Here is a 26,869-nt window from a genome sequence, read left to right as displayed (position 1 = left end):
TTCCTGCCCACGACGATGCACGTGCTGCCTCTGGAACGGCGAATGTTCTTGCCGGAATGGCAAGATTGGGTCCAGTCAGTCCAGGACCTGGGGCTCCTCCTCGGTGATGATGTCGGCCAGCAGGGTGAAGCTGTGTTGTGCCTGGTTGGCGTTGCCGAACTGGCGGTGGGCCAGCTTCGCCTCCTCGTCGCTCATCAGCCGTGGCGTGCCGGCGGCCTCGGCCATGAGCTGCATGTGGCACGCGCGGTCCATCGTGATGAACCACCAGACGGCTTCCTCGACCGTCCGGCCGACGGTGAGCAGGCCGTGGTGGCGCAGGATCGCGGCCTTGCGCATGCCCATCCGCGCCGCGATCGCCTCGCCCTCGGACTTGTCGAGCACGAGGCCCCGGTAGTCCTCGAACACCACGTGGTCGTTCCAGAACGCGCAGGACTCCTGGATGATCGGGTCGAGCGGCCTGTTCAGCGACGACCACGCCCGGCCGTTCAGGGTGTGCGCGTGGGCGACCGCCGTGACGTCCGGGCGGGCGTCGTGGATCGCGGCGTGGATGGCGAAGGCCGTCTTGTTGGTTCGTTTGTTCCCGCCGACGACCTTGCCGTTCCCGTCGAGGAGCAGTAGGTCGCTGGCCCGGATCCGGGAGAAGTGCACGCCGTAGGGGTTGACCCACAGGTGGTCGGGCAGCTCCGGGTCGCGCGCGGTGATGTGGCCGGCGACGCCCTCGTCGAAGCCGTAGCGAGCGAACATCCGGAACGAGATCGCCAGCATGCGCTTGCGGTGCTCCCGCTCCTGCTCGACCGTGCGGGTGTGGCGCCTGGTCGGTTCGGGATCGTCGAGCAGGACCGGAGCCTCGTCGAGCTCCTCGGTGACGGTCACGTCGTGAATGGTCATGGAGCCGGACCTCCAGGTATAGAAATTTCTCTAAAGCGAGAATTGTCTACGAGTAACCGTGTCGCGGTCAACAGCGGAACTGAGGAATCCTGTATCGGTGACAGAGCAGGCAGGGACGTCGTTGGGCGGGCAACGGCCGGCGTTCGCGGTGCCGCCCGACATCGCGTACTTCAACACCGCCAACCTCTCGCCCCAGCTGCACGGGGTTCGCGCGGCGGGTGAGGCGGCGCTGGACCGGCGGGCCCGGCCGTGGACGATCTCGGCCTCGGACTGGTTCTCCGACGTCGAGCGGCTGCGCTCGCTGTTCGCCGGGCTGGTCGGGGGTGACGCCGAGGGTGTCGCGCTGGTCCCGGCCACCAGCTACGGCTTCGCGGTGGCCGCCCGCAACCTGCCGTTGCGGCCTGGTGACCGGGTGGTCGTGCTCGCCGAGGAGTACCCGTCCGGCATCTACACCTGGCGCGCCGCGTGCCGGGCGGCCGGCGCCGAGATCGTCACCGTTCACCGGGCCGAGGACCAGACCTGGACCGAGGCGGTGCTGGACGTCCTCGACGATCGGGTCGCGGTGGTCAGCGTGCCGAACGTGCACTGGACCGACGGCGCCCGGATCGACCTGGACGAGGTGAGCGCACGCAGCCACCAGGTCGGTGCGAAGCTGGTCATCGACGGCAGCCAGTCGATCGGCGCGATGCCGTTCGACGTCGCCGCGATCCGCCCCGACTTCGTGGTGAGCGTCGGCTACAAGTGGCTGCTCGGCCCGTTCGGCGTCGGGTATCTGTACGTCGCCGAGGAGCATCGCCGGGGTGAGCCGGTGGAGCAGAACTGGATCCTGCGGGAGGGCTCGGAGGACTTCGCGCGCCTGGTCGACTACCGCGACGAGTACCAGCCCGGCGCGAGACGGTTCGACGTCGGGGAACGCACCAAGTTCGAGCTGCTCCCGATGGCGATCGTCGCGCTGGAGCAGTTGCGGACCTGGGGGATCCCTCGGATCGCGGCGACCCTGTCCGAGCTGACCGGTCAGCTCGCCGCGCGCGCCGTCGAGCTGGGCCTGGACCCGGTCCCCACCGACCGGCGCGGCCCGCACATGCTCGGGGTGCGGCTGCCGCCCTCGGTGCGGTCCGGCATCGTGGCCGCGCTGGCCTCGGCGAACTGCTACGCGGCGGTGCGCGGGGAGTCGCTGCGCATCTCACCGCACCTGCACATCACCGATACCGACGTCGAGTGCCTGCTGAACGCTCTGGAGGCCGCCACACGCTCGGCGGGTTAGGGACCATACGATTCGCGGGTGCCCGTCGCCGATGACCTTGATCTGTTCGACCAACTGGACGCTTCGGCACTACCGAGGCGTCAGCAGCTCATCCTGGTGGCGATCAGGGACTGGGTGGCCCGGTACGGCTATCCGCCGAGCACCCGTGAGATCGGTGATCTGGTCGGCCTGCGGTCCTCGTCGTCGGTGTTGAAGCACGTGGCGAGCCTGGAGGAGAAGGGCTTCCTCCGGCGGGGTACCGGCATGTCCCGGCCGATCGACGTGCGCGTCTTCCTGCGGGAACCGCGCGAACGGGCGGTCAGCGAGGACTCGGTGTCGGTTCCGGTGGTCGGTGACATCGCGGCCGGGACGCCCATCCTGGCCGAGGAGCACACCGACGAGGTACTGAACCTGCCGCGCGAGCTCGCCGGGCGCGGCACCGTGTTCGCGCTGCGGGTCCGTGGGGACTCGATGGTCGACGCCGCGATCTGCGACGGCGACACCGTCGTGGTCCGCCAGCAGCACGAGGCCCACTCGGGCCAGATCGTCGCCGCGATGATCGACGGCGAGGCGACCGTCAAGGTCTACCGCCGCCGCAACGGCCACGTCTACCTGGAACCGCGCAACGACGCCTACGACGTGATCGACGGCGACGAGGCAGTGGTGCTCGGCGTGATCGTCACCGTGCTGCGCAAGGTCTGAGCTGATTGCCGGTGCCGGACTGGCGGGACGACCGGATCGGCTCGGCCCTGCGCGGTGAGAACCCAACGGTGCTCGCCCGGATGCCGGGCGGCTTCGCGGTCATGGGGGATTCGCAGTGGCTCCCGGGCTACTGCGTCCTGCTCACCGACGACCCGGCCGTCGAACGGCTCTCGGACCTGACCCGGACCGAACGCACCGCGTTCCTGGAGAGCATGGCCGACCTGGGCGCGGCGGTCGAGCGGGCGTGCGTCGAGGCCGACCCGGCCTTCCGCCGCGTCAACCTGGAGATTCTGGGCAACACCGACCCGTTCCTGCACGCGCACGTCTGGCCTCGCTACGAGTGGGAGCCCTCGGACCTCGTGAGCCGGCCGGTGTGGCTCCATCCGCCTGCCAGATGGAGCGACCCGGCCACCATGCTCGGTCCGGAGCACGACGATCTGCGCGCCGCGATCACCGGGTACTTGACGGGCTGAACCCTGGGGGACCGCTGGTCTCGACCGTCGGATCGCCGGCCGTGGTCTCCGTGCTCGCCCGGACGAACGCGGCGACCGCGCGGGAGCTGGTGCGCTCGGGCCACGCCAGCAGGATCGAGCTGTTCGGTGCGTCGAGGACCGGGACGAAGACCACGTCCGACCGTGCGTGGCGCCGGGCGGACTCGGGGAGGACCGCGATCATCTGGGCCAGTGCGACCAGCTGCATCAGCTGCGCGCTGTCCCGTACCCGAGGGCCTTCGGCGTGGCCGGGCCAGCGCGGCAGTGGTTCGTCGTCGAGGTCCGCCAGCACCAGAGCGGCACGGCCGGCGAGCCGGTGGCCCGCCGGGAGCACGGCCACCTGGTCCTGGACCAGGAGCAGCTCCGTGTCGAACCCGCGCAGGTCGTCGTGCGGGGCGTGCAGGAACGCCAGGTCGCCGCGCCCGTCGCGCAGCATCGGCGCCTGCTCGCCCATGCCGCACACCACCACTTCGACCTCGATCGCGTCCGGGTCGCGGCGGTACCTCGGCAGGATGTCCTCCAGCAGGCCCGCGTCGCCGTTGGGTTTCATGACCACCGTCAACCGCGCGACGTCCTGTCCCGCGCGCCGGGTCCGCCGGACGGCGGCGGCGACCGCATCGAGGGCCTTCCGACTCTCGGCGAGAAGGACGACGCCCGCCGGGGTCAGGTTCACCGCGCGGCTCGTGCGCTCCAGCAACGGCACCCCGATCCGCCGCTCGATCCGCTGGATGGCGCGGGACAGGGGTGGCTGTGCGATGCCGAGGCGCGCCGCCGCGCGGCCGAAGTGCAGCTCCTCGGCGACCGCGACGAAGTAGCCGAGCTCCCGGGTCTCCAGCGCATCCATACCCGTAGGGTATCGGTCCGGACCGCATCGGTCTTGGCCCGCGCGGGCCGCGCCGTGGTGCTCTGGAGTCATGAACAACACCATGATCGCTCTGGTCACCGGAGCCAACAAGGGCATCGGCCGCGAGATCGCCGCTCAGCTCGCCGCGCTCGGGCACACCGTCGTCATCGGTGCCCGCAGCGCCGAGCTCGGTGAGAAGACCGCCGCCGAACTGCGTGCCACCGGCGCCGACGTCACCTCCGTCGTGCTCGACGTGACCGACCCCGCGACGGTCGCCTCGGCGGCCGGCACGGTCGAAGCCCGCTACGGCAGGCTCGACGCGCTGGTCAACAACGCCGCCGTGAGTCGTCGCCCTGGCGGCGATCTCGCCGGTCAGCGCCCGAGCACCGCCGACCTGGACACCGTCCGCGACATCTTCGAGACGAACTACCTCGGCGTCATGACCGCCACCAACACCCTGTTGCCGCTGCTGCGCCGCTCGGCGACGCCACGCATCGTCAACGTGTCCAGCGGCGCGGGCTCCCTGGCCCTCATGGCGGACAAGGACCAGTGGAACGACGAGCATCTGCCGATCTCGGTCGGCTACTCCCCGTCCAAGACCGCGCTCACCGCCCTCACCCTGCAGTACGCCAGGGAGCTGCACTCCGAGGGCATCCTGGTCAACGCGGTCTGTCCCGGCTACTGCGCCACCGACCTGAACGACCACTCCGGCCATCGCACGCCCGCCCAGGGTGCCGTCGCTGCGGTTCGGATGGCGACGATCCCCGCCGACGGCCCGACCGGCACGTTCAGCAACGACGAGGGGCCCATGCCCTGGTAGGGGTGCGGCCCACCGGGACCGGGGTGGGTGGTGACCAGGCGGAACCGGTCGCCCTCCGGTCGCTGACGTCGATGGTATGGCGTTCTCCCCGTGTGGCGCGTTCACGTCGCCGTGGTACGCGTCGGTTCAACCGGCTGCGCCGGGACGATCTCGACGACCGCTTCCCCGGCCTGCTGGCGCTCGCGCTCGCTGAGGACGCGCCCCGTGTCTTGTCTAACTAAATCGACCTGATTAGTTGACATTAGGGCGCCTCAATTACGTACAGTGATGGGGTCCGGCGCGTGCCGGTCCGACTTCGGGAGGCCTTGGTGAGCTCGTTCTATCGCAGAACGGGAAGTTCTCACCGGCTGCACGTGGACCTGTTGCGGGTGGCCAGCTCCGGCTGTCCGGCCTGACGATCGGCCGGCCCACCCACGCCCTCCCGCCGCGTGCCTCGACGGCGCCTGAGCGGCGTTCCCGTGTCTTGAGCCATCGGAGCCTTCCGTGACCTCGATCTCCCCACCCCTGCTCGACAAGGCCGATCCGCCGATCACGCCGCCCGAGCCCGGGCCGGTCCCCGGTCGCGCGTGGTACCGGCGGCTGAGCCTCGCCCGGTGGGTCAGTCCGCTCGTGCTGCTGGTCGGCTGGCAGGTCGTCAGCGGCTCGGGGCTGGTGTCCGAGCGCAAGCTGCCGCCGCCGACCGCGATCTGGCGGGCCGCCGTCGAAGTGACGCGCAACGGGCAACTGGGCGACGGTCTTGCCGTGTCGCTGAACCGGCTGCTCGTCGGGTTCGTCATCGGCGCCGTCATCGGCGCGGCGCTCGGGGTCGTCGCCGGGCTGCTGCGCTGGGGTGACTCGGTCGTGGACCCGGTCATGCAGATGATCCGCAACGTGCCGCTGTTCGGGCTGATCCCGCTGCTGATCCTCTGGTTCGGTGTCGGTGAGCTGCCGAAGCTCGTGCTGATCGCGCTGGCCGCCGCCCTGCCGATCTATCTCAACGTCCACACCGGCATGCGCGACGCCGACCCCGGTCTGGTGGAGGCGGCCACGGTGCTCGGCTACTCCCGCTGGCAGCGGCTGGCGCACGTGGTCGTGCCGGGAGCCGCGTCCTACACGCTGGTCGGCGTACGGCTCGGTGTCGCGTCCGCGTGGCTCGCGCTGGTCGTCGCCGAGACGATCGCGGCCGACTCCGGCATCGGGTTCATGATCAACAATGCTCGGGACTTCCTGCGCACCGACATCGTCATCGTCGGCCTGCTGGTCTACGCGCTGGTCGGACTGCTGATGGACACGGTCGTGCGACTGATCGAGAGGCGAGTGCTGCGGTGGCGGGTCCAGTGACGGCGACCGTGCGCGGGCTGGTCAAGGCCTACGACGGGCGGCGGGTCCTCGACGGGCTCGATCTGACCGTGCGGCGCGGCGAGTTCGTCGCGCTGCTGGGCCGCAGCGGCTCCGGCAAGTCGACGCTGCTCAAGGTGCTTGCCGGGACCGACCGCGACATCCACGGCACCTCGACGGTCGAGGGGCGGGTGTCCATGGCGTTCCAGCAGCCGAGGCTGCTGCCGTGGCGGCGGGTCTGGCGCAACATCACCCTCGGCCTGGACACCGACGACCCGCGAGGGGTGGCCCGGCGCGCGCTGGCCGAGGTGGCGCTCGACGACCGGGCGCAGGCGTGGCCACGCACGCTGTCCGGCGGCGAGGCGCAGCGGGTGTCGCTGGCCAGGGCGCTGGTCCGCGAGCCGGACCTGCTGCTGCTCGACGAGCCGTTCGGCGCGCTCGACGCGCTGACCAGGCTCGCCATGCACCGGCTGGTCACCCAGCTGTGGCGGCGGCACCGGCCGGCGGTCCTGCTGGTCACTCACGACGTCGACGAGGCGCTGGTGCTGGCCGACCGGGTCCTGGTCCTGGAAGGCGGTCGCATCGCGGCCGAACACCACGTGCCGGACGACCGTCCCCGCACCATCGCCTCGCTCGCGCGGCTGCGCGCACGAGTGCTGTCCGACCTGGGAGTGAGCCATGATGAAGCTGCGTAGCCTGGCGGTCGTCGCCGCCGTACTGGGAGTGACCGCCTGTGGCGGGCCCACCGACTCGACCGGCCCGGCCGCCGTGCCGCCGCCGGTCGACGCCCACCAGCTGAGTGGCGTCACGCTGCGGGTCGGGGACCAGAAGGGCACCAGCCAGCAGGAGCTGCTGAAGGCATCCGGACTGCTCGACGGCCTCCCGTACCGGATCCAGTGGTCCACCTTCACCTCCGGGCCGCCGATGCTGGAGGCCGCGAACGCCAACGCGATCGACGTCGGCCAGGTCGGCAACACTCCGCCGATCTTCTCCGCCGCCGCGCAGGGCAACATCGCCATCGTCGGTGCGCTGCGGTCCACGGTCGGCGATGTGCTGCTCGTGCCGAAGGGGTCGCCCATCACGACCCTCGCCGACCTGCGCGGCAAGGCGATCGCGGTGGCCAAGGGCTCGTCCGGCAACGGGACGCTGCTCAACGCACTCGGCAAGGCCGGGTTGAAGCCGACCGACGTGACCATCTCCTACCTGCAGCCCGGTGACGCGTACGCGGCGTTCAGTCAGGGCAGCGTCGCGGCATGGGCCGTCTGGGAGCCGTACGCCACCCAGGCCGTGCAGAGCCTCGGTGCCCGCGAGCTGGTCAGCGGCGCGGACGCGCTCAACGGCACCGGGCTGGCCGGGGGAACCGCGTTCTCCAACGGGCTGGCGCTGCAGGTCGCGAACCGGGCCTCGCTGACCGACCCCGGCAAGAACTCCGCGATCCAGGACTACGTCGCGCGCGTCGGCAGGGCCAACGTCTGGGCGCAGAGCCACGTGGACCAGTGGGCGAGCATCTACGCCCAGCAGACCGGCATCCCCCTCGACACGGCGAAGGTCGCGGTGCCGAGGCTCGCGCTGTCCCCGGTGTCGATCGACGACGGGCTGGTCGGTTCCGAACAGGCCCTCGCCGACACGTTCACCTCAGCGGGCCTGATCCCGGGCAAGGTGGCGATCGGTGAGTACTTCGACCGCCGGTACAACGCGGCGGTGGGGGCGCGATGACCCGCTCATGAGCGGGGGTGGCGGCGGCGGTAGGTGGCTGAGCTCGCTCGCTCACCGCACGCCGCCATCGTGCACCAGCGGCGCGAGCCCGGCCGCGACCGGTCGACGAAGTACAGCGAGCAGTCGTGGCCCTGGCACGCCCTGATGCGGGGGCCGTACGGTCCGGTGAACAGGTCGACGGCGTCGCGTGCGACGACCGCCATGACCGACTCGACGCTGCCCGGGGGCGGTGGCACCCTGGTCCGGCCGTCGAGGGCGATCGTCGCGGTCGGGGGAGACGGCAGGGCGGCGCGGTTGATCCGGTCGACCGTCTCGGCTGAGGGCCGCTGCCGTTCCACGGTCGCCCGCGTGAGGTCGTGGATCGCCTCGCGCAGCGCGTGCGCCGTCCGTACCTGCTCGTCGGAGATCGGGTCCAGGACCTCGGGCAGCCCGGCGGCGCGCAACCAGGTGGCCAGCCGTTCCGGGCTGTCGAGCAGCTCCTGGTCGCCCATCCCGCGTTTAGCGATCGTCCCGACGAAGTCCAGGCACAGTGCGCCGGACCGGAACGGGAACCCGGCCCTACGCAGATTCTTGGTGGTGACCAACTCGCTCACCCCGCCAGCGTCCCACATCGCGTGAGGGGTTTGACAAATCACCTCGGCCAGGCGACTCTCGATGGTGTGCGAAGGTTCGAGCAGCTGCTCCTGGTTCGCCGCCGCGTCGTGGACTTCATGACGGTGGTCGGCGCCGCGTGTCCGCGCTGATCCGGTACTGACCCCGCACATCCTCTGAATTCCCGACGTGGCCTGTGCCCGCCGGTTCTGCTCGCCGTATCGAGCGCCATCGACAGTCAGCCCGAGGGAGAGGTATCCCCATGACCACCAGCCCGTTCGAGGCCGTGCTCGCCTGGGACGAACCACTCGGACTCGCGCCGAGGGGGACCGTCATCGTCCTGCCCGGCCGGGGCGAGCGACCCGGTGTGTACGAGCGGTTCGGTCGGCGGCTCGCGGCCGACTCCTACCGGGTCCGGGTGGTGCGGGACGCCACCGAGGACGTCGACGAGGTCGCCCGCCGGATCAGCGCTCTGCTCGCCGCGCCGTACACGGTGGGCCCGGTCGTGCTGGCCGGTTCGGACACCGGCGCGCTGATGGCGTTGCGCACGCTGCTCACCGGGGCCGACGTCGCCGGGGTCGTGCTCGCGGGCCTGCCCGATCCCGATCGGGAGACCGCGGTCGCCGAGGACGCCGAACCCGAGCTGCGCGCGTCCTGTCCGACCCACCAGAAGCTGCTCGCCGATTCCGAGCGCGGCCTGTTCGTCGCCGGGACACTCACGACGGCCCGCATCCCGTCGGAGTTGCGGGACCCGGTCGACCTGACCGGGGTCAGCGTGCCGGTACTGGCGGTGCACGGCGCGAACGACCAGGTCAGCCCGCTCGCGCACGCTGTACGCCGGTACAGCGACCTGCCCAGGGTCCAGCTCGCGGCGATCGAGGACGGCCGGCACGACGTGCTGAACGCGGCACACCACCGCACCGTGGCCGCCACCGTCGTTCTCTGGCTGGAACAGCTGCGCCTCGGCGCCAACGCCGGCCCCATCGCACGCACCGTAGACCTGGCCTCGTTCACCGAGACCAGGGAGCTGTCCCCCACATGACCACCCAGAACGCCACCCACCACCACCCGCCCCATGGCACGAATGTGGCTTTAGGGACGTTCAACGTCCCTAAAGCCACATTCGTGCCGCTGGGATCGGCGGGGGAACGTGCGGGTGGGCTGGGTGGGGTGACGGCTGTGCTGGGTGAGGGGGCCGCTGGAAACGATCTGAGTGGGGAGTTCCCGGCTGACGGGATCGCCGCGGTGCACGCGGCGGGATTGCTCACCGCCACCGTTGCCGAGGAGGACGGTGGTGCCGGTCTCGGGGTCGCCGGGCAGTGCCGGGTGCTCGCGGCACTCGGTGAGGGTGATCCGTCGGTCGCGTTGATCGCCGCGATGACGCTGTTCAGCCACGCGAAGCAGGCGAATGGCCGGTTCTGGCCCGCCGAGCTGTACTCGCGGGTGCTCGACGAGTCCGCCGTGCGGCCCACGCTGCTCAACGCCGTCCGGGTCGAGCCGGACCTCGGCTCGCCGGCACGCGGCGGCCTCCCGCGCACCATCGCGCGGCGGACGTCGGACGGCTGGGCGGTCTCCGGGCACAAACGGTTCGCCACCGGCGCAGAAGGGCTCGCCTACTTCCTGGTCTGGGCGGTGACCGACGAGCCGGTGCCCAGGGTCGGGACGTTCGCGGTGCCGGGTGGCTCACCGGGCATCGAGGTCCGCCGCACCTGGAACCAGCTGGGCCTGCGGGCCAGCGGAAGCCACGACGTGGTGTTCACCGACGCGGCGGGTCACCTGGTCGAGGCGACCGAGGCCGCCGCCGCGACGCGGCAGGACAACCTCGCCGTCGGCCGGATGGCGCTGCCGCTCGCGGCGATCTACCTGGGCGTCGGCCGCGCCGCGCAGCGCTACTTCCACCGGTTCGCGCACGAGCGGGTCCCGGCCAACCTCGGCCGCCCGGTCGCGACGACCGAACGGTTCGCGCAGGCAGCGGGTGAGATCGAGGTGCTGCTGTCCGGCGCGGAGGAACTGCTGTTCGGCGTCGCCGAGCGGCTCGACCGAGGCGAACCGGTCCCCAGGACCAGGGCGTTGGGCGCGCGGGTGGTCGCCGACCGGCAGACCCGCGCCGCCGTCGAGCTCGCCGTACGGCTGCTCGGCAACCCCGGGCTCAGCCAGGACAACCCCCTGGAACGCCACTTCCGCGACATCCAGTGCGCCGGCGTGCACGCACCGCAGGAGGACGTCGCGCTGCACGCCATCGGCCGCGCTGTCCTGGCCCCGTGAGTGAGTTGGGCTGCCCTGGCAGCCCAACTCACTCACGGGCCCTAGCCGTCCCATTCACAGGAGGCGATCATGTCCCAATCCTCGGAGCAGCTTCACCTGGCGGTCGCGCTGGACGGCACCGGCTGGCACCCGGCGTCCTGGCGGGAACCGGATGCGCAACCGACCGCGTTGCTGAGCGCCGGTTACTGGGCCCAGCTGGTCGGCGAGGCGGAGCGCGGCCTGCTGGACTTCGTGACCATCGAGGACTCCCTCGGTCAGCAGTCCACCGGCTACACCGGGCCGGACCGGCGCACCGACCAGGTCAGGGGGCGGCTCGACGCGGTGCTGATCGCCGCCAGGGTCGCGCCGCTGACCAGCAACATCGGCCTGATCCCGACCGTCGTGGTCACCCACACCGAGCCGTTCCACGCGTCCAAGGCGATCGCCACCCTGGACTTCGTCAGCAGCGGACGCGCGGGCCTGCGGATCAAGGTCTCGGCACGACCGGACGAGGCGGCGCTGTTCGGCAGGCGCACGGTGCCGCCGTTCCGGCTGGACGGGCCGCGACGGCCCGGCGACGCCGAGGTCCTGACCGATCTGTTCGACGAGGCGGCCGACTACGTCGAGGTGCTGCGCCGGCTGTGGGACAGCTGGGAGGACGACGCGGAGATCCGTGACACCGCGACCGGCCGGTTCATCGACCGCGACAAGCTGCACTACATCGACTTCAGCGGTCAGCACTTCAGCGTCCGAGGCCCGTCGATCACGCCCCGCCCGCCCCAGGGCCAGCCGATCGTCAGCGCGCTCGCGCACCAGGCCGTCCCGTACCGGCTGGTCGGGCGCGGCGCCGACATCGGTTTCGTGACCCCGACCGGCGTGGAGGACGGCACCGAGATCGTCGCCACCATCCGCGCCGAGCAGGAGGCCGCCGGACGCGCCGACGACCCGCTTCGGATCTTCGGCGACCTGGTGGTGCTCCTCGACGACGACGCCTCCCGCGCGGCCGACCGCAAGGCGCGGCTGGACGAGCTCGACGGCGCCGAGTACTCCAGCGACGCGCACGTCTTCGTCGGCACGCCCGACCAGCTCGCGGTGCTGCTGCTCGACTGGCGCCACGCCGGGCTGAGCGGCTTCCGGCTGCGTCCCGGCACCATCCCGCACGACCTGGAACAGATCACCCGCGCGCTCGTGCCCCGGCTGCAACAGCTCGGCGCGTTCCGCACCGCGTACCAGGCGGACACCCTGCGTGGCCTGCTCGGACTCGCCCGCCCCACCAACCGCTACACGGCCGCGTGAGGACATCCATGGCTCCGAAACAGATTCACCTCGCCGCTCACTTCCCCGGCGTCAACAACACCACGGTCTGGAGCGACCCGGAGGCCGGTAGCCAGATCGACTTCCGGTCGTTCGCGCATCTGGCCCGGACAGCGGAACGGGCGAAGTTCGACTTCCTGTTCCTCGCCGAGGGCCTACGGCTGCGCGAGCAGAACGGGCTGATCTACGACCTGGACGTCGTCGGCAGGCCCGACACGTTCACCGTGCTCAGCGCGCTGGCCGCGGTGACCGATCGGCTCGGGCTGGCCGGCACGATCAACTCGACGTTCAACGAGCCGTACGAGGTGGCCAGGCAGTTCGCCTCGCTCGACCACCTTTCGGCGGGGCGCGCCGCGTGGAACGTCGTCACCTCGTGGGACGAGTTCACCGGGGAGAACTTCCGCCGGGGCGGCTTCCTGCCCCAGGACGCCCGCTACGAACGCGCGTCGCAGTTCCTCGAAGCCACGAAGGTGCTGTTCGACTCGTGGCACGGCGACGAGATCGTCGCGGACAAGGCATCCGGGCAGTTCCTGCGCCACCCGGACGTCGGGCTGTTCGACCACCACGTCAGCCAGTTCGACATCACCGGCCGGTTCAGCGTGCCGCGCAGCCCGCAGGGCCGCCCGGTGATCTTCCAGGCAGGTGACTCCGACGAGGGCCGCGAGTTCGCCGCCGCGAGCGCCGACGCGATCTTCTCCCGGCACGGCACACTCGACGCGGCCCAGGCGTTCTACGCCGACGTCAAGTCGCGGCTGGCGAAGTACGGGCGGTCCCGCGACGAGCTGAAGGTCCTGCCCGGGGTGACGTTCGTGCTCGGCGACACCGAGGCGGACGCGCACGAGAGGGCTCGGCACATCCGGCTCCAGCAGGTCAGCGGCCAGACCGCGATCAAGTTCCTGGAACAGCTGTGGAACCGAGACCTCGGCGCGTACGACCCGGACGGCCCGCTGCCCTCGGTTGACCCGCTGGTCGGGGAGAACACGATCGCGCGTGGCAGGGCCAGTGTCCGCATGTACCGCGACCCGCTGGCCACCGCGCGCGAGTGGCGGGAGCTGGCCGAGGCGAAGAACCTGTCCATCCGGGAGCTGATGGTCGAGGTCACCGCCCGCCAGTCGTTCATCGGCACACCCACTCAGGTGGCCGAGTCGCTCAACGAGTTCGTCCAGTCCGACGCGAGCGACGGGTTCATCCTCGTGCCGCACCTGACCCCCGGCGGCCTCGACGAGTTCGCCGACACGGTCGTCCCGATCCTGCAGGACCGGGGCGTCTTCCGCGGCGAGTACCAGGGCACCACCCTGCGCGACCACCTCGGGCTGGCTCCCGTCGGCCACCGCGCGACCGAGCGAGCGTCCTGAGAGGAACAACCATGGCCACCACCCCGCTGACCGTCCTCGATCTGGTCCCGATCTCGTCCGGGCACACCGCGTCCGACGCGCTGCGCAACAGCATCGACCTGGCGAAACGGACCGAGAGCTTCGGCTACACCCGCTACTGGTTCGCCGAACACCATCTCAACCCCGGCGTCGCCGGTACCTCGCCCGCGGTGGTGCTGGCGCTGACCGCCGAGGCGACCAGCACGATCCGCCTCGGCTCCGGCGCGGTGCAGCTGGGGCATCGCACGGCGCTGGCGACGGTCGAGGAGTTCGGGCTGCTCGACGCGCTGCACCCCGGCCGGTTCGACCTGGGCCTCGGCCGGTCCGGGGGACGGCCTCCCGCGCAGCCGGCACCGGAGCCCGCGCTGGTCGGCGCGACGGCAGGCCGGGCGGCGAACGGATTGACGATCCCGCCCCGGTTCTCCTTCGAGGGGCTGCTGCGGTCACCCCGGTTCGCGATGATCAAGAACCTGCTGGTGCAGCCGCACGCCGAAGCGCAGGACTACGGGGAGCAGATCGACGACATCCTCGCGCTGCTGGCCGGCACCTACCGCACCGCCGACGGCATCGAGGCGCACGTCGTGCCCGGCGAGCGCGCCGACCTGCAGGTGTGGATCCTGGGCAGCAGCGGAGGGGAGAGCGCGCAGGTCGCGGGGCGCAACGGTCTGCGCTTCGCGGCGAACTACCACGTCAGCCCCGGCACCGTGCTCGAAGCCGCCGAGGGGTACCGCGCGGCGTTCCAGCCGTCCGCAGCCCTCGACCGGCCCCAGGTCAGCGTCTCGGCGGACGTCGTGGTCGCGCGGGACTCGGCCACCGCACGTGAGCTCGCTGCCGGCTACGGGCCGTGGGTGCACAGCATCCGCAGCGGCGCGGGCGCCATTCCGTACCCGACGCCCGCCGAGGCCAGGTCCCACGACTGGGACCGAGAGCTGGTCGCCGACCGCCTGGACACCCAGTTCGTCGGGTCCCCCGCCGAGGTGGCCGACCAGCTGGAGCTCCTCCGCGAGGCGACCGGCGCCGACGAGCTGATCATCACCACGATCACCCACGACCACGCCGACAGGGTCCGCTCCTACGAGCTCTTGGCGCAGGAGTGGCGCACCCGCTGAATACCCGTGAGTGATGTGGGCTGCCAGGGCAGCCCACATCACTCACGGGTACTAGAGCCCAGGTAGGCCTCCTGGACGGCCGGGTTGCCCAGGAGATCCGCGGCTGAGCCGGACAGGACTATTCGACCGGTGGACAGCACGTAGCCCCGGTGGGCGATCGACAGCGCCAGCTCGGCCTGCTGCTCCACCAGCAGCACCGCCACACCGGAGGCGTTCAGCCGCACGATCTCGTCCAGGACCTGGTCGACCAGCAGCGGGGACAGGCCCATCGTCGGCTCGTCCATGCAGATCAGCGTGGGGCGGCTCATCAGCGCCCTGGCGAACGCCAGCATCTGCTGTTCGCCGCCGGACAGCGTTCCCGCCGCCTGCCCTCGGCGCCGGGCGAGCCGGGGGAACCGGGTGAACATCCGGTCCAGGTCCTCGGCGATCTCCGAGCGGCCGCGCCGGGTGTAGGCGCCCGCCAGGAGGTTCTCCCTGACCGTCAGCTCGCCGAACACTCGCCGCGCCTCGGGGACCGACGCCAGGCCGGCCCGGATGCGGCGCGGGGTCGGCCATGCGGTGACGTCCGCGCCGTGGAACGACACGGTGCCCGCGCGCGGGTGGACCAGGCCGAGGACCGTCCGCATCGTGGTGGACTTGCCGGACGCGTTGCCGCCGAGCAGCGACACGATCTCACCCGGCCCCACCCGCAGGCTGACCTGCTCCAACGCGGTGGCCGCACCGTAGGAGACGTCGACGCGGTCCAGCGCGAGCAGCGGCTCGGCGGTCACCGGGACCGCCGCCTGCCGAGATAGGCCTCGATGACCGCCGGGTCACGCCGTACCTCCTCGGGTGGGCCCGAGGCGATGAGTCTGCCCTCGTCCAGCACCAGGACACGGTCGGACAGCGCCGTCACCAGGTCCAGCTTGTGCTCCACCAGCAGGATCGTCTGACCGGCCGCCTTCACCTCGGCCAGCTGCTCGGCGACCTCGTTCGTCTCGGTCCGGTTCATGCCGGCGGTCGGTTCGTCGAGCAGCAGCAGCCGAGGGGCGGCGACGAGTGCCCTGGCGATCTCGGTGCGCCGGCGGTTCGCGTACGACAGCGTGTCCGCCGGCTCGTCCCGGCGCGGTACGAGCCGCTCGCCGAATCGCCGCAGCTGTTCGTCGGCCTGTGCGTTCACCCGGGCCCGTTCCCGGCGCACCGAGGGAGTGGGCGCCAGAGCCAGCGCCAGCTCCGCCAGCAACGGCACCCAACGCAGCACCGGGGCCCCTGACCAGCTCCGCAACGGTCGCGCGGCGGTGAGTGTGGAGTGCAGGCCGACCGCCACGTTGTCCGTCACGGTGAGACCGGCGAACACCCGGCCGTTCTGGAAGGTGCGGCTCAGCCCGGCCTCGGCGATCTGCTCGACCGACGCGCGCTCGATCCGCCTGCCGTCGAGCGAGATCGTGCCGGAGTCCGCGCGCAGCAGCCCGGAGATCAGGTTCAGCGTCGTGGTCTTGCCCGAGCCGTTCGGGCCGATGAGCGACACGACCTCGCCCGGCTCGACGGCGAACGACAGACGGTCGACGGCGGTCACCCCGTCGAAGGTGCATCGCAGGTCGCTCACGTTCAGCACGGTCACGTCCCGCTCCTGACCCACAGGCCCTGTGGCCGGAACCGGATGACCAGCAGCAGCACCAGCCCGTAGCCGAAGATGCGCACGTCCGGGGTGATCCGCAGCAGCTCGGGCAGCCCGACGAGCACCACGGAACCCAGCACCGCGCCGACCGGCGAGGACAGCCCGCCGAGCACGATGATCGTCAACGCGAGCAGCGACATGGTCAGGGTGAAGATGCTCGGGTCGATGTAGGTGTACTGGTGTGCCAGGAGTGAACCGCCGATCCCGGCGAAGAACGCGGACACCGCGTACGCGAGCGCCTTGTAGTCCCGCACCCGCACCCCGGACGCACGCGCGGCGACCTCGTCGGCGCCGACCGCGGCCAGCACCGTACCCAGGTGCGACGCCCGGATCCGGGTGATCACGACGAGCGTCACCAGCAGCAGCGCCAGCGCCAGCAGGTAGAACTCGACGGCGGAGTGGAGCTTCGCACCGAACAGGGTCGGCGCCGGAATGCCCCGGATTCCGTAGGCGCCCCGGGTCAGCGACTCCCAGTTGCGGATCACCGCGACGGTGACTGCCCCGGTCCCGAGCGTCGCGATCGCGACGTAGTGTCCGCGCAGCCGCCACACGGGCGCGGTGAGCACCGTCGAGACGACTGCCGCGAGCACCCCGGCGGCCAGCAGCGCGGGCCAGAACGGCCAGCCGGTCACCACGGTCAGGACCGCCGAGGTGTACGCGCCGATCGCGATCGGACCGGCCTGCCCGATGGTGATCTGTCCCGCCGCGCCGGACACCAGCGTCATGGACGCGGCGATGATCGCGTAGACCGCCACCCCGGACGCGACGGTCACCGTGTAGCGATCCGCGAGCAGCGGCACCGCGACCGCGGCCAGCACCAGCAGCAGGCCGCCCTGCCACCAGCGCAGCCGGATCTCCCGTCCGGCGGAGAGGAACGTGCCGGTCATCGGCTCGGCCGGGATCGTCGGGAGTTTTCCGAGCAGGCCGCCGGGACGCAGGACCAGCACCACGATCAGCACCCCGAACGTGAGCAGGTCCCGCACCCCGTCGCCCCACCAGGAGATCCCGAACGCCTCGACGACACCCAGCAGGACACCGCCGAGCACCGCGCCGACCATCGAGCCGAGCCCGCCCAGGGTGGCGGCCACGAACGCGGTCAGCCCGGCCGCCGCGCCGGAGGTGGGGGAGACGTTCGAGGTGTACATACCGACGAACACACCGGCCAGCCCGCCGAGCGCGGACGCGACGACGAACGCCAGATGCTGGATGCGCGGCACCGGGATGCCCATCTGCAGCGCCGCGTCCGAGTCCTGCGCGACCGCCCGGATCGCCCGGCCGGACCGCCCGTACCTCAGGTAGGCCGCCAGCGCGGTCATCACGACGAGGGTGATCGCGAGCATCACCACGTCGGAGGTGCCGAACCGCAGGCCGCCCAGGTGCAGATCGTTGGTCGGCAGCGCGGCGGGAAACGGCCGCACCCTCGGTCCGAAGACCAGCTGCGCCAGGTTGTCCAGGATGAGCGAGACCGCGACGGTGGCCAGCAGCGCCGCGATCGGCGGGGCCTTCGACAGCGGCCGGACCGCCAGCACGTTGATCAGCAGGCCCAGCAGCCCGGTCACGACGAGCACCCCGGCGACCGCCGCCCACAGCGGCCAGCCGCAGTCGGCGAGGAACCACCAGCCGGCCATCGACCCGATGGCGAACACCGAGCCGTGCGCGAAGTTGGCGACGCGGCTGACCCCGAAGACGAGCGAGAACCCGACGGCGACCAGCGCGTACGCGTTGCCGTGGATCAAGCCCGCCAGCAGAGTGTCGGCCACTAGTGCTTCAGCACGAACTTGCCGTCGGTGACGACCAGCTCGCGCACCTTCGGGTCGGCCGGACGGCGCTCGGCGTCGAACGCGAAGGTGCCGAACTGGATGGACGGGAAGTCCTTCGTCTCCAGCAGCCCGCGTTGCACGCCGTCCCGGGTCGGGCCGCCGTGGGCCGCCGCGGTCGCCACGGTGGTGAGCGCGTCGTAGGCGTAGACGGTGAAGTCGCCGGGGACCTCGTGGTAGGCGTTCTGGAACGCTGTCACGAACGCGACGACCTCGGGCCGGGGGTCGTCGGCGGTGAACGCGCCGGTGATGATGTCGCCCTCGGCGGCCGGGCCGGCGAGGGTGAGGAACTCGGGCGTGTTCTGCCCGCCGAAGAACTGCCCGGTGAACCCGACGTCGCGCAGCTGCTTGACCATCAGGGCGCCGTCCGGCCCGTAGCCGAGGTGCACGACCGCCTCGGGATGCGAGTCGCGTGCGTTGATCAGGATGGGCCGGAAGTCGGTCGAGTCGGGCAGGAACGCCGAGCTGTAGCCGATGGTGACACCGAGGCGCGCGGCCGATGCGGAGAACACGTCGAAGGCCGACTTGCCCCAGTCGGTCTGCTGGTAGAGCACCGCGATCCGCTTCGCGCTCTTCGCGACGAACTCGGCGTTCGCGTTCTGCAGCGTCCGGTCGGTCAGGGACGTGGACCACAGGTGGTCACCGCCCTTGGTGAAGTCCGGGTGGGAGTTGGTGAAGCCGAACTGGACGAGCCCGGCATCCTGGTAGACGGCGGAGGCCGCCATCGACGCGGGTGAGGAGAAGTCACCGAGCTCGGCGATGACCGACGGGTCGTCGACGAACTTCTGTGCGATCGGCACGGTCTGCTTCGGGTCGGACTGCGAGTCCTCCCACTTGAGCGCGATCGGGCGCCCCTGGACCCCGCCGGCTGCGTTGATCTTGGCGATGGCCAGGTCGAACCCCTGTTTCCACAGCCGCCCGTACTCCGCGCTCGGGCCGGTGACCGGGCCGGACACCCCGAAGTAGACCGGCCCGGTCGTTGGCGCGGCGTCGCCGCCTCCGCCCGCGCAGGCGGCGAGTGCGGACAACGCGAGTGCCGTGGTCGAGGCGAGGAGGAGACGGAGGGCTGTTCTCACCGGCGCCAAGATACCGGCGGGCTGAATACTTCACTAGATCAGTCAATATTTAGAGGCCGTGAGCAGCTAGAATAGCGAGACCATCGCTCCCCGATTCACAAAGGATGGTCGATATCCATGACGCAGCACCGTGTGCTCACCCTCGTCGTCGCCGGCGGCGCGGCCGTCGCGCTGACCCTGGCCGGTGCGGGTGTCGCCTCCGCCGCGCCGCTCGCCGACGACTCGTCGGACTCCGGCTACGTCGCCCCTTCCGGCGACCCCGCGTACGCGGCCGACCCCAACCACGGCGCGACCAGCTCGTCACAGGCCGAGGGATCGACGTCGCCGGGCAAGGCGGTCAACGGGCTCGGCCCGGCCGCCGCATCCCCCGGTGCCGCGGTGTCCGGCGCGACCCCGGGAGGCCTCACCCCGGCGCAGAGCGCGGCAGGTGTGCTCGGCGGGCTCTAACCACCCCAGCCGATCTCCCGGTCGACGTAGGGCCGGATGAACGGTGAGCGGTAGCCGTCCTCGCGCCAGGTGATCGGGAAGTGGGTCTCGTCCATCGAGTCGTCGCCGAAGCGCTTGTACCGGCTGTAGATGTAGCCGACCTCGTGCGAGCTGAACCGTGCCTCCGAGGTGGTGCAGTGCGCCACCAGGGTGCGCCGGGGCGCCGATCCCAGGTTGCGTCCGGACCCGTGCCAGGTGCGCCCGGAATGGAACGCGCCACCGCCCGGCGGAACCTCGACCGCGACCTTGCGGACCTCGACACCCTCGAGCTCCGCCGCCTTCCGCAGGTCGCGCTCGGGGTCCTCGGGACCGTGGAACTCCTCGATCATTCCCCAGCTACGCCACCGGTGGGACCCGGCGACGAACTCCAGGGTCCCGCCCCCGGCGGTCGTGCGGTCGAGCGCGACCCAGCAGCTGACGAACTCCGCCGGCACCGCCCAGTCGTCGTAGGCCGCGTCCTGGTGGAACCCGAGCGGTCGTCCGCCCGGCGGTTTCCACAGCACGTTGTCCTGGCTGAGCCTGGTCCCCGGCCAGCCGCCGAGCGTCGCACAGGCCTGCCCGACGTCCTCGCGCAGCACCACGGCGGCCACGTCCCGGTCGGACTTCCAGCCGTTGCAGATTTGGCGGGTCAGCGACGGGTCGTCCCGGCCGGGACGCCAGTTCCACTCGTCGGGATAGAGGCCGGTCTCGAAGGTTCCGGAGAACATCGGCTCGAACCGGGCGAGCGCCGCAGAGGCGAGCCCGGGATCGACGATCCGGTCGACGATCACGAACCCGTCCTCGTGGAACGAGGCGATCTGCTCGTCGGTCAGCTCGAACCTGTGCGACGGCCTCTGCGACACAGCCGCGTCCATGAGCGGCCTCCTCTTCGCCGGCAGCAATGGCGAGCCTATCGAGATCCGCGACCGAGGTGGGCATTGTTAGTGCCGGGGCCCAGTGGGGTAGAGCCACTACATGACGGGACGGGAGCACAGCACGGCCGATCGAGTCGTGTCGGCCAACCGGCGGTTGGGTGGCGGCCTGACGGCGGGCGGAGGTGTGCTGGTCGGGGTGGCGTACCTGCTGTTGCCGGTGGCGTCCATACCGCTCATCGGGTCGCTGACCGCGCCGAGCCTGGCCGGTGAGCTTCCCGACGCGGGCTCGCTGACGCTGTTGCGGCTGGTGCCGCTCACCTCGGTCGTCATGCTCGGCGTCGGCCTGTGGCTGGTGCTGGCCAGAACGGGCGCGGGCGCCGCGAAGGTGGCCTCGGCGGTGGTCGTGGTGTGCGCCGTGCTCACCGCGCTGGCCTACCTGATGCCCTACGGCGAGCTCAGCCGCGAGATCTCCGGCTCGGGTGCCGAGGAGCTGGGGATCAGCGCCACCACGTTCACCGGGTCCGGGTTCTGGTGCGCGCTGCTCGGCGCGGTCGTCGCGGCGGCGGGCGCGGTGGTGGTGTTCACCGGGGCGCGGGCATCGGTCCCTCGGGGTGAGTCGGCGGCATGAGCCCGCGCCAGGACATCGCCGGTGCGCTGCTGGACCAGGCCGGCCGGACGTACGCCTCCGAGGCGGGCATCACGCTGACGGACGAGCCCGCGCCGCTCTACCGGCTGCTGGTGCTGTCCGTGCTGCTGTCGACCCGGATCAAGGCGGACATCGCGGTCGCCGCGGCCGCGGAGCTGTCCCGGGCGGGCATGGGAACGCCGAAGGGCATGCTCGACGCCACGTGGCAGGACCGGGTCGACGCGCTGGGCCGCGCGCACTACACGCGCTACGACGAGAGCACCGCCACCGCACTGGGGGACGGTGCGCACCAGCTCGTCGACGAGTACTCCGGTGACCTGCGTGAGCTGCGCTCCCGGGCCGACGGCGATCCCGGTCGCATCCGTGAGCTACTGACCGGGTTCCCCCGGCTCGGCCCGGTGGGCGCGGACATCTTCGCCAGGGAGGCCCAGGCGGTGTGGCCCGAGCTGCGGCCCGCGCTGGACGGCAAGGCCCTCGACGGGGCGAGACGGGTCGGTCTACCCGATTCGCCCGCGAAGCTCGCGGCACTGGTCGAGCCGGACGAGCTCGCCGCGCTGGCCGCGGCGCTGGTCAGGGTGGCGCTGGACAAGAAGCTCGCCGAGAAGGTCACGAGATGACCCAGGCGGCTCCGCGGCGTGGACTGCCGCCCCGGCTGCTGGTCGCGGTCGTGGCCGCCGTGCCCGGGCTGTACCTGGGGGCGGCGGCCTACCTCGGCCTGCCGGCGCCGAACCTCGCGGCACCGGTGGCCACACTCGTCTACGGCCTGGCGATCGTCGGCGCGGCTTTCGTACTGTCCTGGGCGTCCGAGGCCGCGCAGGTCGACCTCAGCGCCGGCCTCGCGCTCGCCCTGCTCGCCCTGGTCGCCGTCCTGCCCGAGTACGCCGTCGACTTCGTCTTCAGCTTCCAGGCGGGGCAGGTGTTCGCCGAGCACGGCTCGTGCGCGGCCGGTGCCGGCGCCAGCCCGTGCGGGCTCGCGCTGGCCAACATGACCGGCGCCAACCGGGTACTCGTGGGTGTCGGCTGGCCGCTGGTCCTGCTGGTGGCGACGCTCGCGGTGCTGCACTCCCGGCGCCGGGGCGGTGACGACAGCGCCTCGACACACGTCGGTGAGGTGCGGCTGCAGCGCGCTATGTCGGTCGAGGTGGTGTTCCTGGCGATCGCCACCTGCTACTCGCTCACGCTGCCGTTGCGGTCGTCGCTCACCCTCGTCGACGCCGCCGTCCTCGTGGCGATCTTCGTGGCCTACGCCTGGCGCCTGTCGAAGGCCCCAGCCGAGGAGCCGGAGCTGCGCGGCGTCGCTAAGTGGGCCGGCGAGAAGCCCCGGACGGCTCGCCGCGCGACGGTGGTGGGCCTGTTCGTCGTCGCGGGGCTGGTCATCCTGGCCACCGCGGAGCACTTCGCGGACGGGCTGGTTCAGACCGGCACCCAGTGGGGCGCCGACCAGTTCATCCTGGTCCAGTGGGTCGCGCCGCTGGCGAGCGAGTCCCCCGAGCTCATCGTCGCGTGCCTCTACGCGTGGCGGCTGAAGGCGAGCGACTCACTCGGCGCGCTGCTGTCCAGCAAGGTCAACCAGTGGACGCTGCTGGTGGGCACGATCCCGGTGGTCTTCGCGCTCTCCTCGTGGTCCGGTCACGGCCTGCCGCTGGACGGTCAGCAACGCGTCGAGCTGCTGCTCACCGCCGCGCAGTCGTTGTTCGCGGTCAGCACGCTGGTGAGCCTGCGGCTCGACGGGAAGGTCGCGGCGCTGCTGTTCGTGCTGTTCGCCGTCCAGTTCCTGTCCTCGATCCTGCTGCCCGGCGAGACCAACCGCACCGTCAGCTTCGTGCTCGCGGGTGTGTACGTCCTGCTCGCGGTGGTGGAACTCGTGCGCCACCGGGGCCGGCTGCGCGACATCGTGCGCGACGGGGTGTCCACACCGCTCGAGGACCTGAGTGCCGCGCGGTGACGGAGAAGGTCGTCGTCGGGCTGCTGTGTGACCCCGACCTGCCCTCGGTGATCGCCGACCGGCTCGCGGCGGCGCTGCCGGACGACCTGAGCCGAGGGGACGGGACGGTCTGGGAGGTCGAGGCGGTGTGCGACCCGTTCGAGGCGCTCGCGCCCGACGCGGAGCAACGACTGCTCGACAAGGCGCGTGACCGGGTTCGCCACACCGGCTGGGACCTGGCGTTGTGCCTGACCGACGCGCCGCTGCGGGACGAGGAGAGCGTCATCGTCGCGGAGGTCAGCGTCGAGGACCGCGTCGCGCTGGTGTCCCTGCCCGCGCTCGGCGGGTTCATGATCACCCGGCGGGCGCGCCGGCTGGTGGTCCCGCTGATCCGCTACCTCGCGGGGCGCACCGATCGGGTGCCGGCCTTCGGCGGCCGCAACAGGGTGCGCGCCGCGGCCCCGTCCTGGGCGAACGCCAGCAGCGAGATCGTGGTGGACTCCGCGCTCGGCATCCCGCGCCTGGTGGCCGGCATGGTGCGGGCCAACCGGCCGTGGCAGTTCGTGCTCGGGCTGTCCAGGGCGCTGGCCGGCGCGTTGACCGGTAGCGCGTTCGGCGTCCTGTACTCCAACATCTGGCAGCTCGCCGCGTCGCTGAGCCCGTGGCGGCTGGCGACGATGGCGGGCGGGGCGATCGGCATCCTCGTCACCTGGCTCATCACCGACCACGACCTGTGGGAACGCCGTCGTTCGCCGAGCACCGGACTGCGCAACGCGGGCACCGTGCTGACGGTGGGTTTCGGCGTGGCGGTCTTCTTCGTCGAGCTGTTCGCGTTCGTGCTGGTCGCGGTGGGTGTCGTCGCCTCACCCGGGTACCTGTCGCGGATCATCGGCCACCCGGCGGGGATCACCGACTACCTGACCGTGGCGCTCATGGCGACCGTCATGGGCACCGTCGCGGGCGCGGTGGGTTCCGGGCTGGAGAACGACACCACCGTGCGGCGCGCGACCTACGGACACCGGGAGTGGGAACGGTGGCGCACCGTGCGCGACCGGGACCGGTGAGGCGTTTTTGCCGCGCGCTCGATGGGTAGCCGCGGGCATGGTGGCAGTGGGCTATACCTTGATGACCGAGCAACGTGGACCGAAAGGGCTGGTCGCCGACGCGGTCGGGGCGGAGAACGCCGGCTTCGACTTCGCGGTCAGCAGTGACCACTTCTCACCCTGGCTTGCCGAGCAGGGGCACGCGCCGTACGCGTGGTCGGTGCTCGGCGCGGTCGCCGCGAGCACCACGCGGATCGGGCTGATGACCTATGTGACCTGCCCGATCATCCGGTACCACCCGGCGGTCGTCGCGCAGAAGGCGGCGACGGTGTCGCTGCTGTCCGACGACCGCTTCCTGCTCGGCCTCGGCGCGGGCGAAAGTCTCAACGAGCACGTCGTCGGGCGGGGATGGCCGCCGGTCAACGTCCGGCACGAGATGCTGGCCGAGTCGATCACGATCATCCGCGACCTGCTGGACGGCAAGGACGTGAACTTCGCGGGCGACCACTACCGGGTGGACTCGGCGCGGCTCTACGACCTGCCCGCCACCAGGCTCCCGATCGGTGTGGCGGTCAGCGGCGCGCAGAGCATCGAGCGGTTCGCTCCGGTCTCGGACGCGATGATCGCGGTCGAACCGAACGCCGAGCTGGTGACCGGGTTCGACGCGGCCACGTCGAGGACCGTGCCGAAGATCGGGCAACAGCCGATCTGCTGGGACCCGGACCGTGACGAGGCCGTGCGCCGGGCACACGAGCAGTTCCGCTGGTTCGCCGGCGGCTGGAAGGTCAACGCCGAGCTGCCCGGACCGGCGGGCTTCGCCGCGGCAACCCAGTTCGTCCGGCCGGAGGACGTGGCCGAGTCGATCCCCTGCGGACCGGACACGGCCGAGTTCGTGAAGGCACTGCGGCCCTGGGCGGACGCCGGATACAGCCACGTGGCGCTGGTGCAGGTGGGCGGTGACACGCAGCCGGAGTTCCTCGACTACGCGCGCGCCGAGCTGCTGCCCGCGCTGCGGCGCGAGTACGGCGACGCACCGGAGAACTGGCTCGCCGCCTGAGCGCACGGCCTCCTGCCGCGAGGTTTGACGGACCCGGGCCGGGGGAGGCCTCAGCTGAGGCACGGGCACGTCACCGTCGCCCGTGCACCGAGACACCCGAGGAGGTCAGTAGTGACTGACGCCCAGCACGTTTTCACCACCACGGACGCCGGCATCCCGGTCGAGAGCGACGAGCATTCACTGACGGCGGGGCCGGGCGGGCCGATCCTGCTGCAGGACGCCTACCTGATCGAGCAGATGGCGCAGTTCAACCGCGAGCGCATCCCCGAACGCCAGCCGCACGCCAAGGGCAGCGGCGCGTTCGGCAGGTTCCAGGTGACCGGTGACGTCAGCGCCTACACCAAGGCGGCGCTGTTCCAGCCCGGGGCCGAGACCGAGCTGGTCGCCCGGTTCTCCACCGTGGCCGGCGAGCGCGGCAGCCCCGACACCTGGCGTGACCCGCGCGGGTTCGCCCTCAAGTTCTACACATCAGAGGGCAACTACGACATGGTCGGGAACAACACCCCGGTCTTCTTCATCAAGGACCCGATGAAGTTCCAGCACTTCATCCGTTCGCAGAAGCGCCTGGTCAGCAACAACCTGCGCGACCACGACATGCAGTGGGACTTCTGGACGCTGTCCCCGGAGTCCGCGCACCAGGTGACCTGGCTGATGGGTGACAGGGGCATCCCCCGGACCTGGCGCCACATGAACGGGTACACGTCGCACACCTACATGTGGGTCAACGCCGAGGGCGAGGAGTTCTGGGTCAAGTACACGTTCAAGACCGACCAGGGCGTGGAGTACTTCACCCAGCACGAGGCCGACCAGATGTGCGCGGTGGACACCGACTACCACACGCGTGACCTGTGGGAACACATCCGCGACGGCGAGCACCCGAGCTGGACGATGTACGTGCAGGTCATGCCGTACGCCGACGCGGCGGACTACCGGTTCAACCCGTTCGACCTGACGAAGGTCTGGCCGCACGGCGACTACCCGCTGGTCGAGGTCGGCAGGATGACGCTGGACCGCAACCCGACCGACAACCACGCGGAGATCGAGCAGGCCGCGTTCCAGCCGAACAACCTGGTGCCCGGAATCGGCCCGAGCCCGGACCGGATGCTGCTCGCGCGGCTGTTCTCCTACGCGGACGCGCACCGCTACCGGATCGGGGTCAACTACCAGCAGCTGCCGGTCAACGCGCCGATCGTGCCGGTGCACACGTACTCGAAGGACGGTGCGATGGCGTTCCGCAAGCGCACCGACCCGGTGTACGCGCCCAACTCCAAGGGTGGGCCCGCCGCGGACGTCGGCCGGTACGGCACCCCGCCGACCTGGCAGACCGACGGGGCGATCACCCGCTCCGCGTACGTGTCCCACGCCGAGGACGACGACTGGGGTCAGGCGGGCACGCTGGTCCGCGAGGTGATGGACGACGCCGCCCGCGAGCGGCTGGTCGACAACGTCGTCGGGCACCTGCTCAACGGCGTCACCGAGCCGGTGCTGAACCGGGCCTTCGAGTACTGGCACAACGTCGACAAGACGCTCGGTGACCGCATCATGCAGGGAGTGCTGGACAAGAAGGACGAGATGGACCCGAAGGCGGGCGAGCAGGCCAATCCCGCCAGGGAGTCCATGCAGGCCAAGGCCTGACGATCAGGGTGATCGCGCCCGA

General features: G+C 71.3%; 27 protein-coding genes. 19 read left to right on the top strand and 8 right to left on the bottom strand.

Annotated features, from left to right (window positions below):
• Positions 1-75: 75 nt before the first annotated feature.
• Positions 76-888, bottom strand: coding sequence for a class II aldolase/adducin family protein (locus G406_RS0111350; RefSeq protein ID WP_028933929.1), 813 nt, complete (start codon positions 886-888; stop codon positions 76-78).
• A gap of 97 nt (positions 889-985) precedes the next feature.
• Between G406_RS0111350 and G406_RS0111345 the strand changes: the two genes are divergently transcribed.
• Genes G406_RS0111345 through G406_RS0111335 form a run of 3 tightly spaced genes read left to right on the top strand, consistent with a single transcriptional unit; the run spans position 986 to position 3,306 of the window.
• Positions 986-2,152: an aminotransferase class V-fold PLP-dependent enzyme gene (locus G406_RS0111345; RefSeq protein ID WP_028933928.1), complete on the top strand. Its 1,167-nt coding sequence runs from the start codon at positions 986-988 to the stop codon at positions 2,150-2,152.
• 18 nt (positions 2,153-2,170) lie between these two features.
• Positions 2,171-2,833, top strand: coding sequence for a transcriptional repressor LexA (gene lexA / locus G406_RS0111340; RefSeq protein ID WP_028933927.1), 663 nt, complete (start codon positions 2,171-2,173; stop codon positions 2,831-2,833).
• A gap of 5 nt (positions 2,834-2,838) precedes the next feature.
• Positions 2,839-3,306, top strand: a complete 468-nt coding sequence (locus tag G406_RS0111335) for an HIT family protein (protein ID WP_028933926.1) — start codon at positions 2,839-2,841, stop codon at positions 3,304-3,306.
• On the opposite strand, the gene G406_RS46200 is transcribed toward G406_RS0111335, so the two are convergent.
• Complete coding sequence (locus G406_RS46200) at positions 3,284-4,168, bottom strand: LysR family transcriptional regulator (protein WP_051341950.1); 885 nt, start codon at positions 4,166-4,168, stop codon at positions 3,284-3,286. The two genes, G406_RS0111335 and G406_RS46200, sit on opposite strands and share 23 nt — an antisense overlap.
• A gap of 70 nt (positions 4,169-4,238) precedes the next feature.
• Between G406_RS46200 and G406_RS0111325 the strand changes: the two genes are divergently transcribed.
• The 4 genes from G406_RS0111325 (at position 4,239) to G406_RS0111305 (ending at position 8,021) form a co-directional block, all read left to right on the top strand.
• Entirely contained in the window at positions 4,239-4,988 is a 750-nt protein-coding gene (locus tag G406_RS0111325; RefSeq protein WP_028933925.1) for an SDR family oxidoreductase, read from the top strand.
• Positions 4,989-5,471: 483 nt separating this feature from the next.
• Positions 5,472-6,308: an ABC transporter permease gene (locus G406_RS0111315; protein ID WP_245607084.1), complete on the top strand. Its 837-nt coding sequence runs from the start codon at positions 5,472-5,474 to the stop codon at positions 6,306-6,308.
• Positions 6,293-7,000, top strand: coding sequence for an ABC transporter ATP-binding protein (locus tag G406_RS0111310; protein ID WP_028933923.1), 708 nt, complete (start codon positions 6,293-6,295; stop codon positions 6,998-7,000). Before G406_RS0111315 ends, G406_RS0111310 begins: the two co-directional genes overlap by 16 nt.
• A complete protein-coding gene (locus G406_RS0111305) occupies positions 6,984-8,021 on the top strand; it encodes an ABC transporter substrate-binding protein (protein WP_245607083.1) in 1,038 nt (345 codons plus the stop codon). Before G406_RS0111310 ends, G406_RS0111305 begins: the two co-directional genes overlap by 17 nt.
• Before the next feature lie 5 nt (positions 8,022-8,026).
• Here the strand turns inward: G406_RS0111305 and G406_RS0111300 are convergent, their stop codons facing one another.
• Positions 8,027-8,614: a CGNR zinc finger domain-containing protein gene (locus G406_RS0111300; protein ID WP_169736675.1), complete on the bottom strand. Its 588-nt coding sequence runs from the start codon at positions 8,612-8,614 to the stop codon at positions 8,027-8,029.
• 260 nt (positions 8,615-8,874) lie between these two features.
• On the opposite strand from G406_RS0111300, the gene G406_RS46190 reads away from it, so the two are divergent.
• The 5 genes from G406_RS46190 to G406_RS0111270 all read left to right on the top strand — a co-directional run bounded on the left by G406_RS46190 (position 8,875) and on the right by G406_RS0111270 (position 14,652).
• Entirely contained in the window at positions 8,875-9,654 is a 780-nt protein-coding gene (locus G406_RS46190) for an alpha/beta hydrolase (RefSeq protein ID WP_064742902.1), read from the top strand.
• The gene (locus G406_RS0111285) at positions 9,651-10,877 is read left to right on the top strand and encodes an acyl-CoA dehydrogenase family protein (protein WP_211241114.1); all 1,227 of its coding nucleotides are present in this window, start codon (positions 9,651-9,653) and stop codon (positions 10,875-10,877) included. Before G406_RS46190 ends, G406_RS0111285 begins: the two co-directional genes overlap by 4 nt.
• A 69-nt stretch (positions 10,878-10,946) precedes the next feature.
• Positions 10,947-12,152, top strand: a complete 1,206-nt coding sequence (locus G406_RS0111280) for an LLM class flavin-dependent oxidoreductase (RefSeq protein ID WP_028933919.1) — start codon at positions 10,947-10,949, stop codon at positions 12,150-12,152.
• Between the two features lie 8 nt (positions 12,153-12,160).
• On the top strand, positions 12,161-13,525 hold the full coding sequence (locus G406_RS0111275) for an NtaA/DmoA family FMN-dependent monooxygenase (RefSeq protein WP_028933918.1): 1,365 nt from the start codon (positions 12,161-12,163) through the stop codon (positions 13,523-13,525).
• Between the two features lie 11 nt (positions 13,526-13,536).
• Positions 13,537-14,652, top strand: coding sequence for an LLM class flavin-dependent oxidoreductase (locus G406_RS0111270; RefSeq protein ID WP_028933917.1), 1,116 nt, complete (start codon positions 13,537-13,539; stop codon positions 14,650-14,652).
• Between the two features lie 38 nt (positions 14,653-14,690).
• On the opposite strand, the gene G406_RS0111265 is transcribed toward G406_RS0111270, so the two are convergent.
• From G406_RS0111265 to G406_RS0111250, 4 genes are read right to left on the bottom strand one after another with little or no spacing between them, the layout of a single operon-like run.
• Positions 14,691-15,422, bottom strand: a complete 732-nt coding sequence (locus G406_RS0111265; protein ID WP_028933916.1) for an ABC transporter ATP-binding protein — start codon at positions 15,420-15,422, stop codon at positions 14,691-14,693.
• Positions 15,419-16,252, bottom strand: a complete 834-nt coding sequence (locus G406_RS0111260; RefSeq protein ID WP_028933915.1) for an ABC transporter ATP-binding protein — start codon at positions 16,250-16,252, stop codon at positions 15,419-15,421. Before G406_RS0111260 ends, G406_RS0111265 begins: the two co-directional genes overlap by 4 nt.
• A complete protein-coding gene (locus G406_RS0111255; protein ID WP_028933914.1) occupies positions 16,249-18,069 on the bottom strand; it encodes an ABC transporter permease in 1,821 nt (606 codons plus the stop codon). Before G406_RS0111255 ends, G406_RS0111260 begins: the two co-directional genes overlap by 4 nt.
• Positions 18,069-19,202 (bottom strand): ABC transporter substrate-binding protein, encoded by a 1,134-nt coding sequence (locus tag G406_RS0111250; protein WP_051341977.1) that lies wholly within the window; start codon positions 19,200-19,202, stop codon positions 18,069-18,071. The genes G406_RS0111255 and G406_RS0111250 overlap by 1 nt, the downstream gene beginning before the upstream one ends.
• Before the next feature lie 117 nt (positions 19,203-19,319).
• On the opposite strand from G406_RS0111250, the gene G406_RS0111245 reads away from it, so the two are divergent.
• On the top strand, positions 19,320-19,649 hold the full coding sequence (locus G406_RS0111245; RefSeq protein ID WP_028933912.1) for a hypothetical protein: 330 nt from the start codon (positions 19,320-19,322) through the stop codon (positions 19,647-19,649).
• On the opposite strand, the gene G406_RS46185 is transcribed toward G406_RS0111245, so the two are convergent.
• Positions 19,646-20,542 (bottom strand): phytanoyl-CoA dioxygenase family protein, encoded by an 897-nt coding sequence (locus G406_RS46185; RefSeq protein ID WP_064742900.1) that lies wholly within the window; start codon positions 20,540-20,542, stop codon positions 19,646-19,648. The genes G406_RS0111245 and G406_RS46185 overlap by 4 nt on opposite strands.
• A gap of 100 nt (positions 20,543-20,642) precedes the next feature.
• Here G406_RS46185 and G406_RS0111235 point away from each other — a divergent pair, with 100 nt between their 5' ends.
• From G406_RS0111235 to G406_RS0111210, 6 genes are all read left to right on the top strand, one after another.
• A complete protein-coding gene (locus tag G406_RS0111235; protein ID WP_028933911.1) occupies positions 20,643-21,170 on the top strand; it encodes a hypothetical protein in 528 nt (175 codons plus the stop codon).
• Positions 21,167-21,805, top strand: a complete 639-nt coding sequence (locus tag G406_RS0111230) for a hypothetical protein (RefSeq protein ID WP_028933910.1) — start codon at positions 21,167-21,169, stop codon at positions 21,803-21,805. Before G406_RS0111235 ends, G406_RS0111230 begins: the two co-directional genes overlap by 4 nt.
• On the top strand, positions 21,802-23,133 hold the full coding sequence (locus G406_RS0111225; RefSeq protein WP_028933909.1) for a sodium:proton exchanger: 1,332 nt from the start codon (positions 21,802-21,804) through the stop codon (positions 23,131-23,133). The genes G406_RS0111230 and G406_RS0111225 overlap by 4 nt, the downstream gene beginning before the upstream one ends.
• Entirely contained in the window at positions 23,130-24,176 is a 1,047-nt protein-coding gene (locus tag G406_RS46180) for a hypothetical protein (RefSeq protein WP_037076080.1), read from the top strand. Before G406_RS0111225 ends, G406_RS46180 begins: the two co-directional genes overlap by 4 nt.
• A gap of 40 nt (positions 24,177-24,216) precedes the next feature.
• Positions 24,217-25,212, top strand: a complete 996-nt coding sequence (locus tag G406_RS0111215) for a TIGR03557 family F420-dependent LLM class oxidoreductase (RefSeq protein ID WP_037076151.1) — start codon at positions 24,217-24,219, stop codon at positions 25,210-25,212.
• A gap of 111 nt (positions 25,213-25,323) precedes the next feature.
• Positions 25,324-26,847: a catalase gene (locus G406_RS0111210; RefSeq protein ID WP_028933907.1), complete on the top strand. Its 1,524-nt coding sequence runs from the start codon at positions 25,324-25,326 to the stop codon at positions 26,845-26,847.
• Positions 26,848-26,869 lie beyond the last annotated feature (22 nt).

The sequence above is a fragment of the Actinospineispora spinosispora DSM 44797 genome (genome assembly GCF_000429025.1).
GTDB classification, from domain to species: Bacteria; Actinomycetota; Actinomycetes; order Mycobacteriales; family Pseudonocardiaceae; genus Pseudonocardia; species Pseudonocardia spinosispora.
Note: the sequence above shows the minus strand (reverse complement) of the source record. Positions and strands in the feature narration are given on the sequence as shown.

Bases quoted from the DNA above. Each gene is read 5' to 3' on its own strand.
- G406_RS0111350 (WP_028933929.1), bottom strand. From the start codon at position 888: ATGACCATTCACGACGTGACCGTCACCGAGGAGCTCGACGAGGCTCCG.
- G406_RS46200 (WP_051341950.1), bottom strand. From the start codon at position 4,168: ATGGATGCGCTGGAGACCCGGGAGCTCGGCTACTTCGTCGCGGTCGCC.
- G406_RS0111325 (WP_028933925.1), top strand. From the start codon at position 4,239: ATGAACAACACCATGATCGCTCTGGTCACCGGAGCCAACAAGGGCATC.
- G406_RS0111305 (WP_245607083.1), top strand. From the start codon at position 6,984: ATGATGAAGCTGCGTAGCCTGGCGGTCGTCGCCGCCGTACTGGGAGTG.
- G406_RS46190 (WP_064742902.1), top strand. From the start codon at position 8,875: ATGACCACCAGCCCGTTCGAGGCCGTGCTCGCCTGGGACGAACCACTC.
- G406_RS0111285 (WP_211241114.1), top strand. From the start codon at position 9,651: ATGACCACCCAGAACGCCACCCACCACCACCCGCCCCATGGCACGAAT.
- G406_RS0111280 (WP_028933919.1), top strand. From the start codon at position 10,947: ATGTCCCAATCCTCGGAGCAGCTTCACCTGGCGGTCGCGCTGGACGGC.
- G406_RS0111275 (WP_028933918.1), top strand. From the start codon at position 12,161: ATGGCTCCGAAACAGATTCACCTCGCCGCTCACTTCCCCGGCGTCAAC.
- G406_RS0111270 (WP_028933917.1), top strand. From the start codon at position 13,537: ATGGCCACCACCCCGCTGACCGTCCTCGATCTGGTCCCGATCTCGTCC.
- G406_RS0111245 (WP_028933912.1), top strand. From the start codon at position 19,320: ATGACGCAGCACCGTGTGCTCACCCTCGTCGTCGCCGGCGGCGCGGCC.
- G406_RS46185 (WP_064742900.1), bottom strand. From the start codon at position 20,542: ATGGACGCGGCTGTGTCGCAGAGGCCGTCGCACAGGTTCGAGCTGACC.
- G406_RS0111235 (WP_028933911.1), top strand. From the start codon at position 20,643: ATGACGGGACGGGAGCACAGCACGGCCGATCGAGTCGTGTCGGCCAAC.
- G406_RS0111230 (WP_028933910.1), top strand. From the start codon at position 21,167: ATGAGCCCGCGCCAGGACATCGCCGGTGCGCTGCTGGACCAGGCCGGC.
- G406_RS0111225 (WP_028933909.1), top strand. From the start codon at position 21,802: ATGACCCAGGCGGCTCCGCGGCGTGGACTGCCGCCCCGGCTGCTGGTC.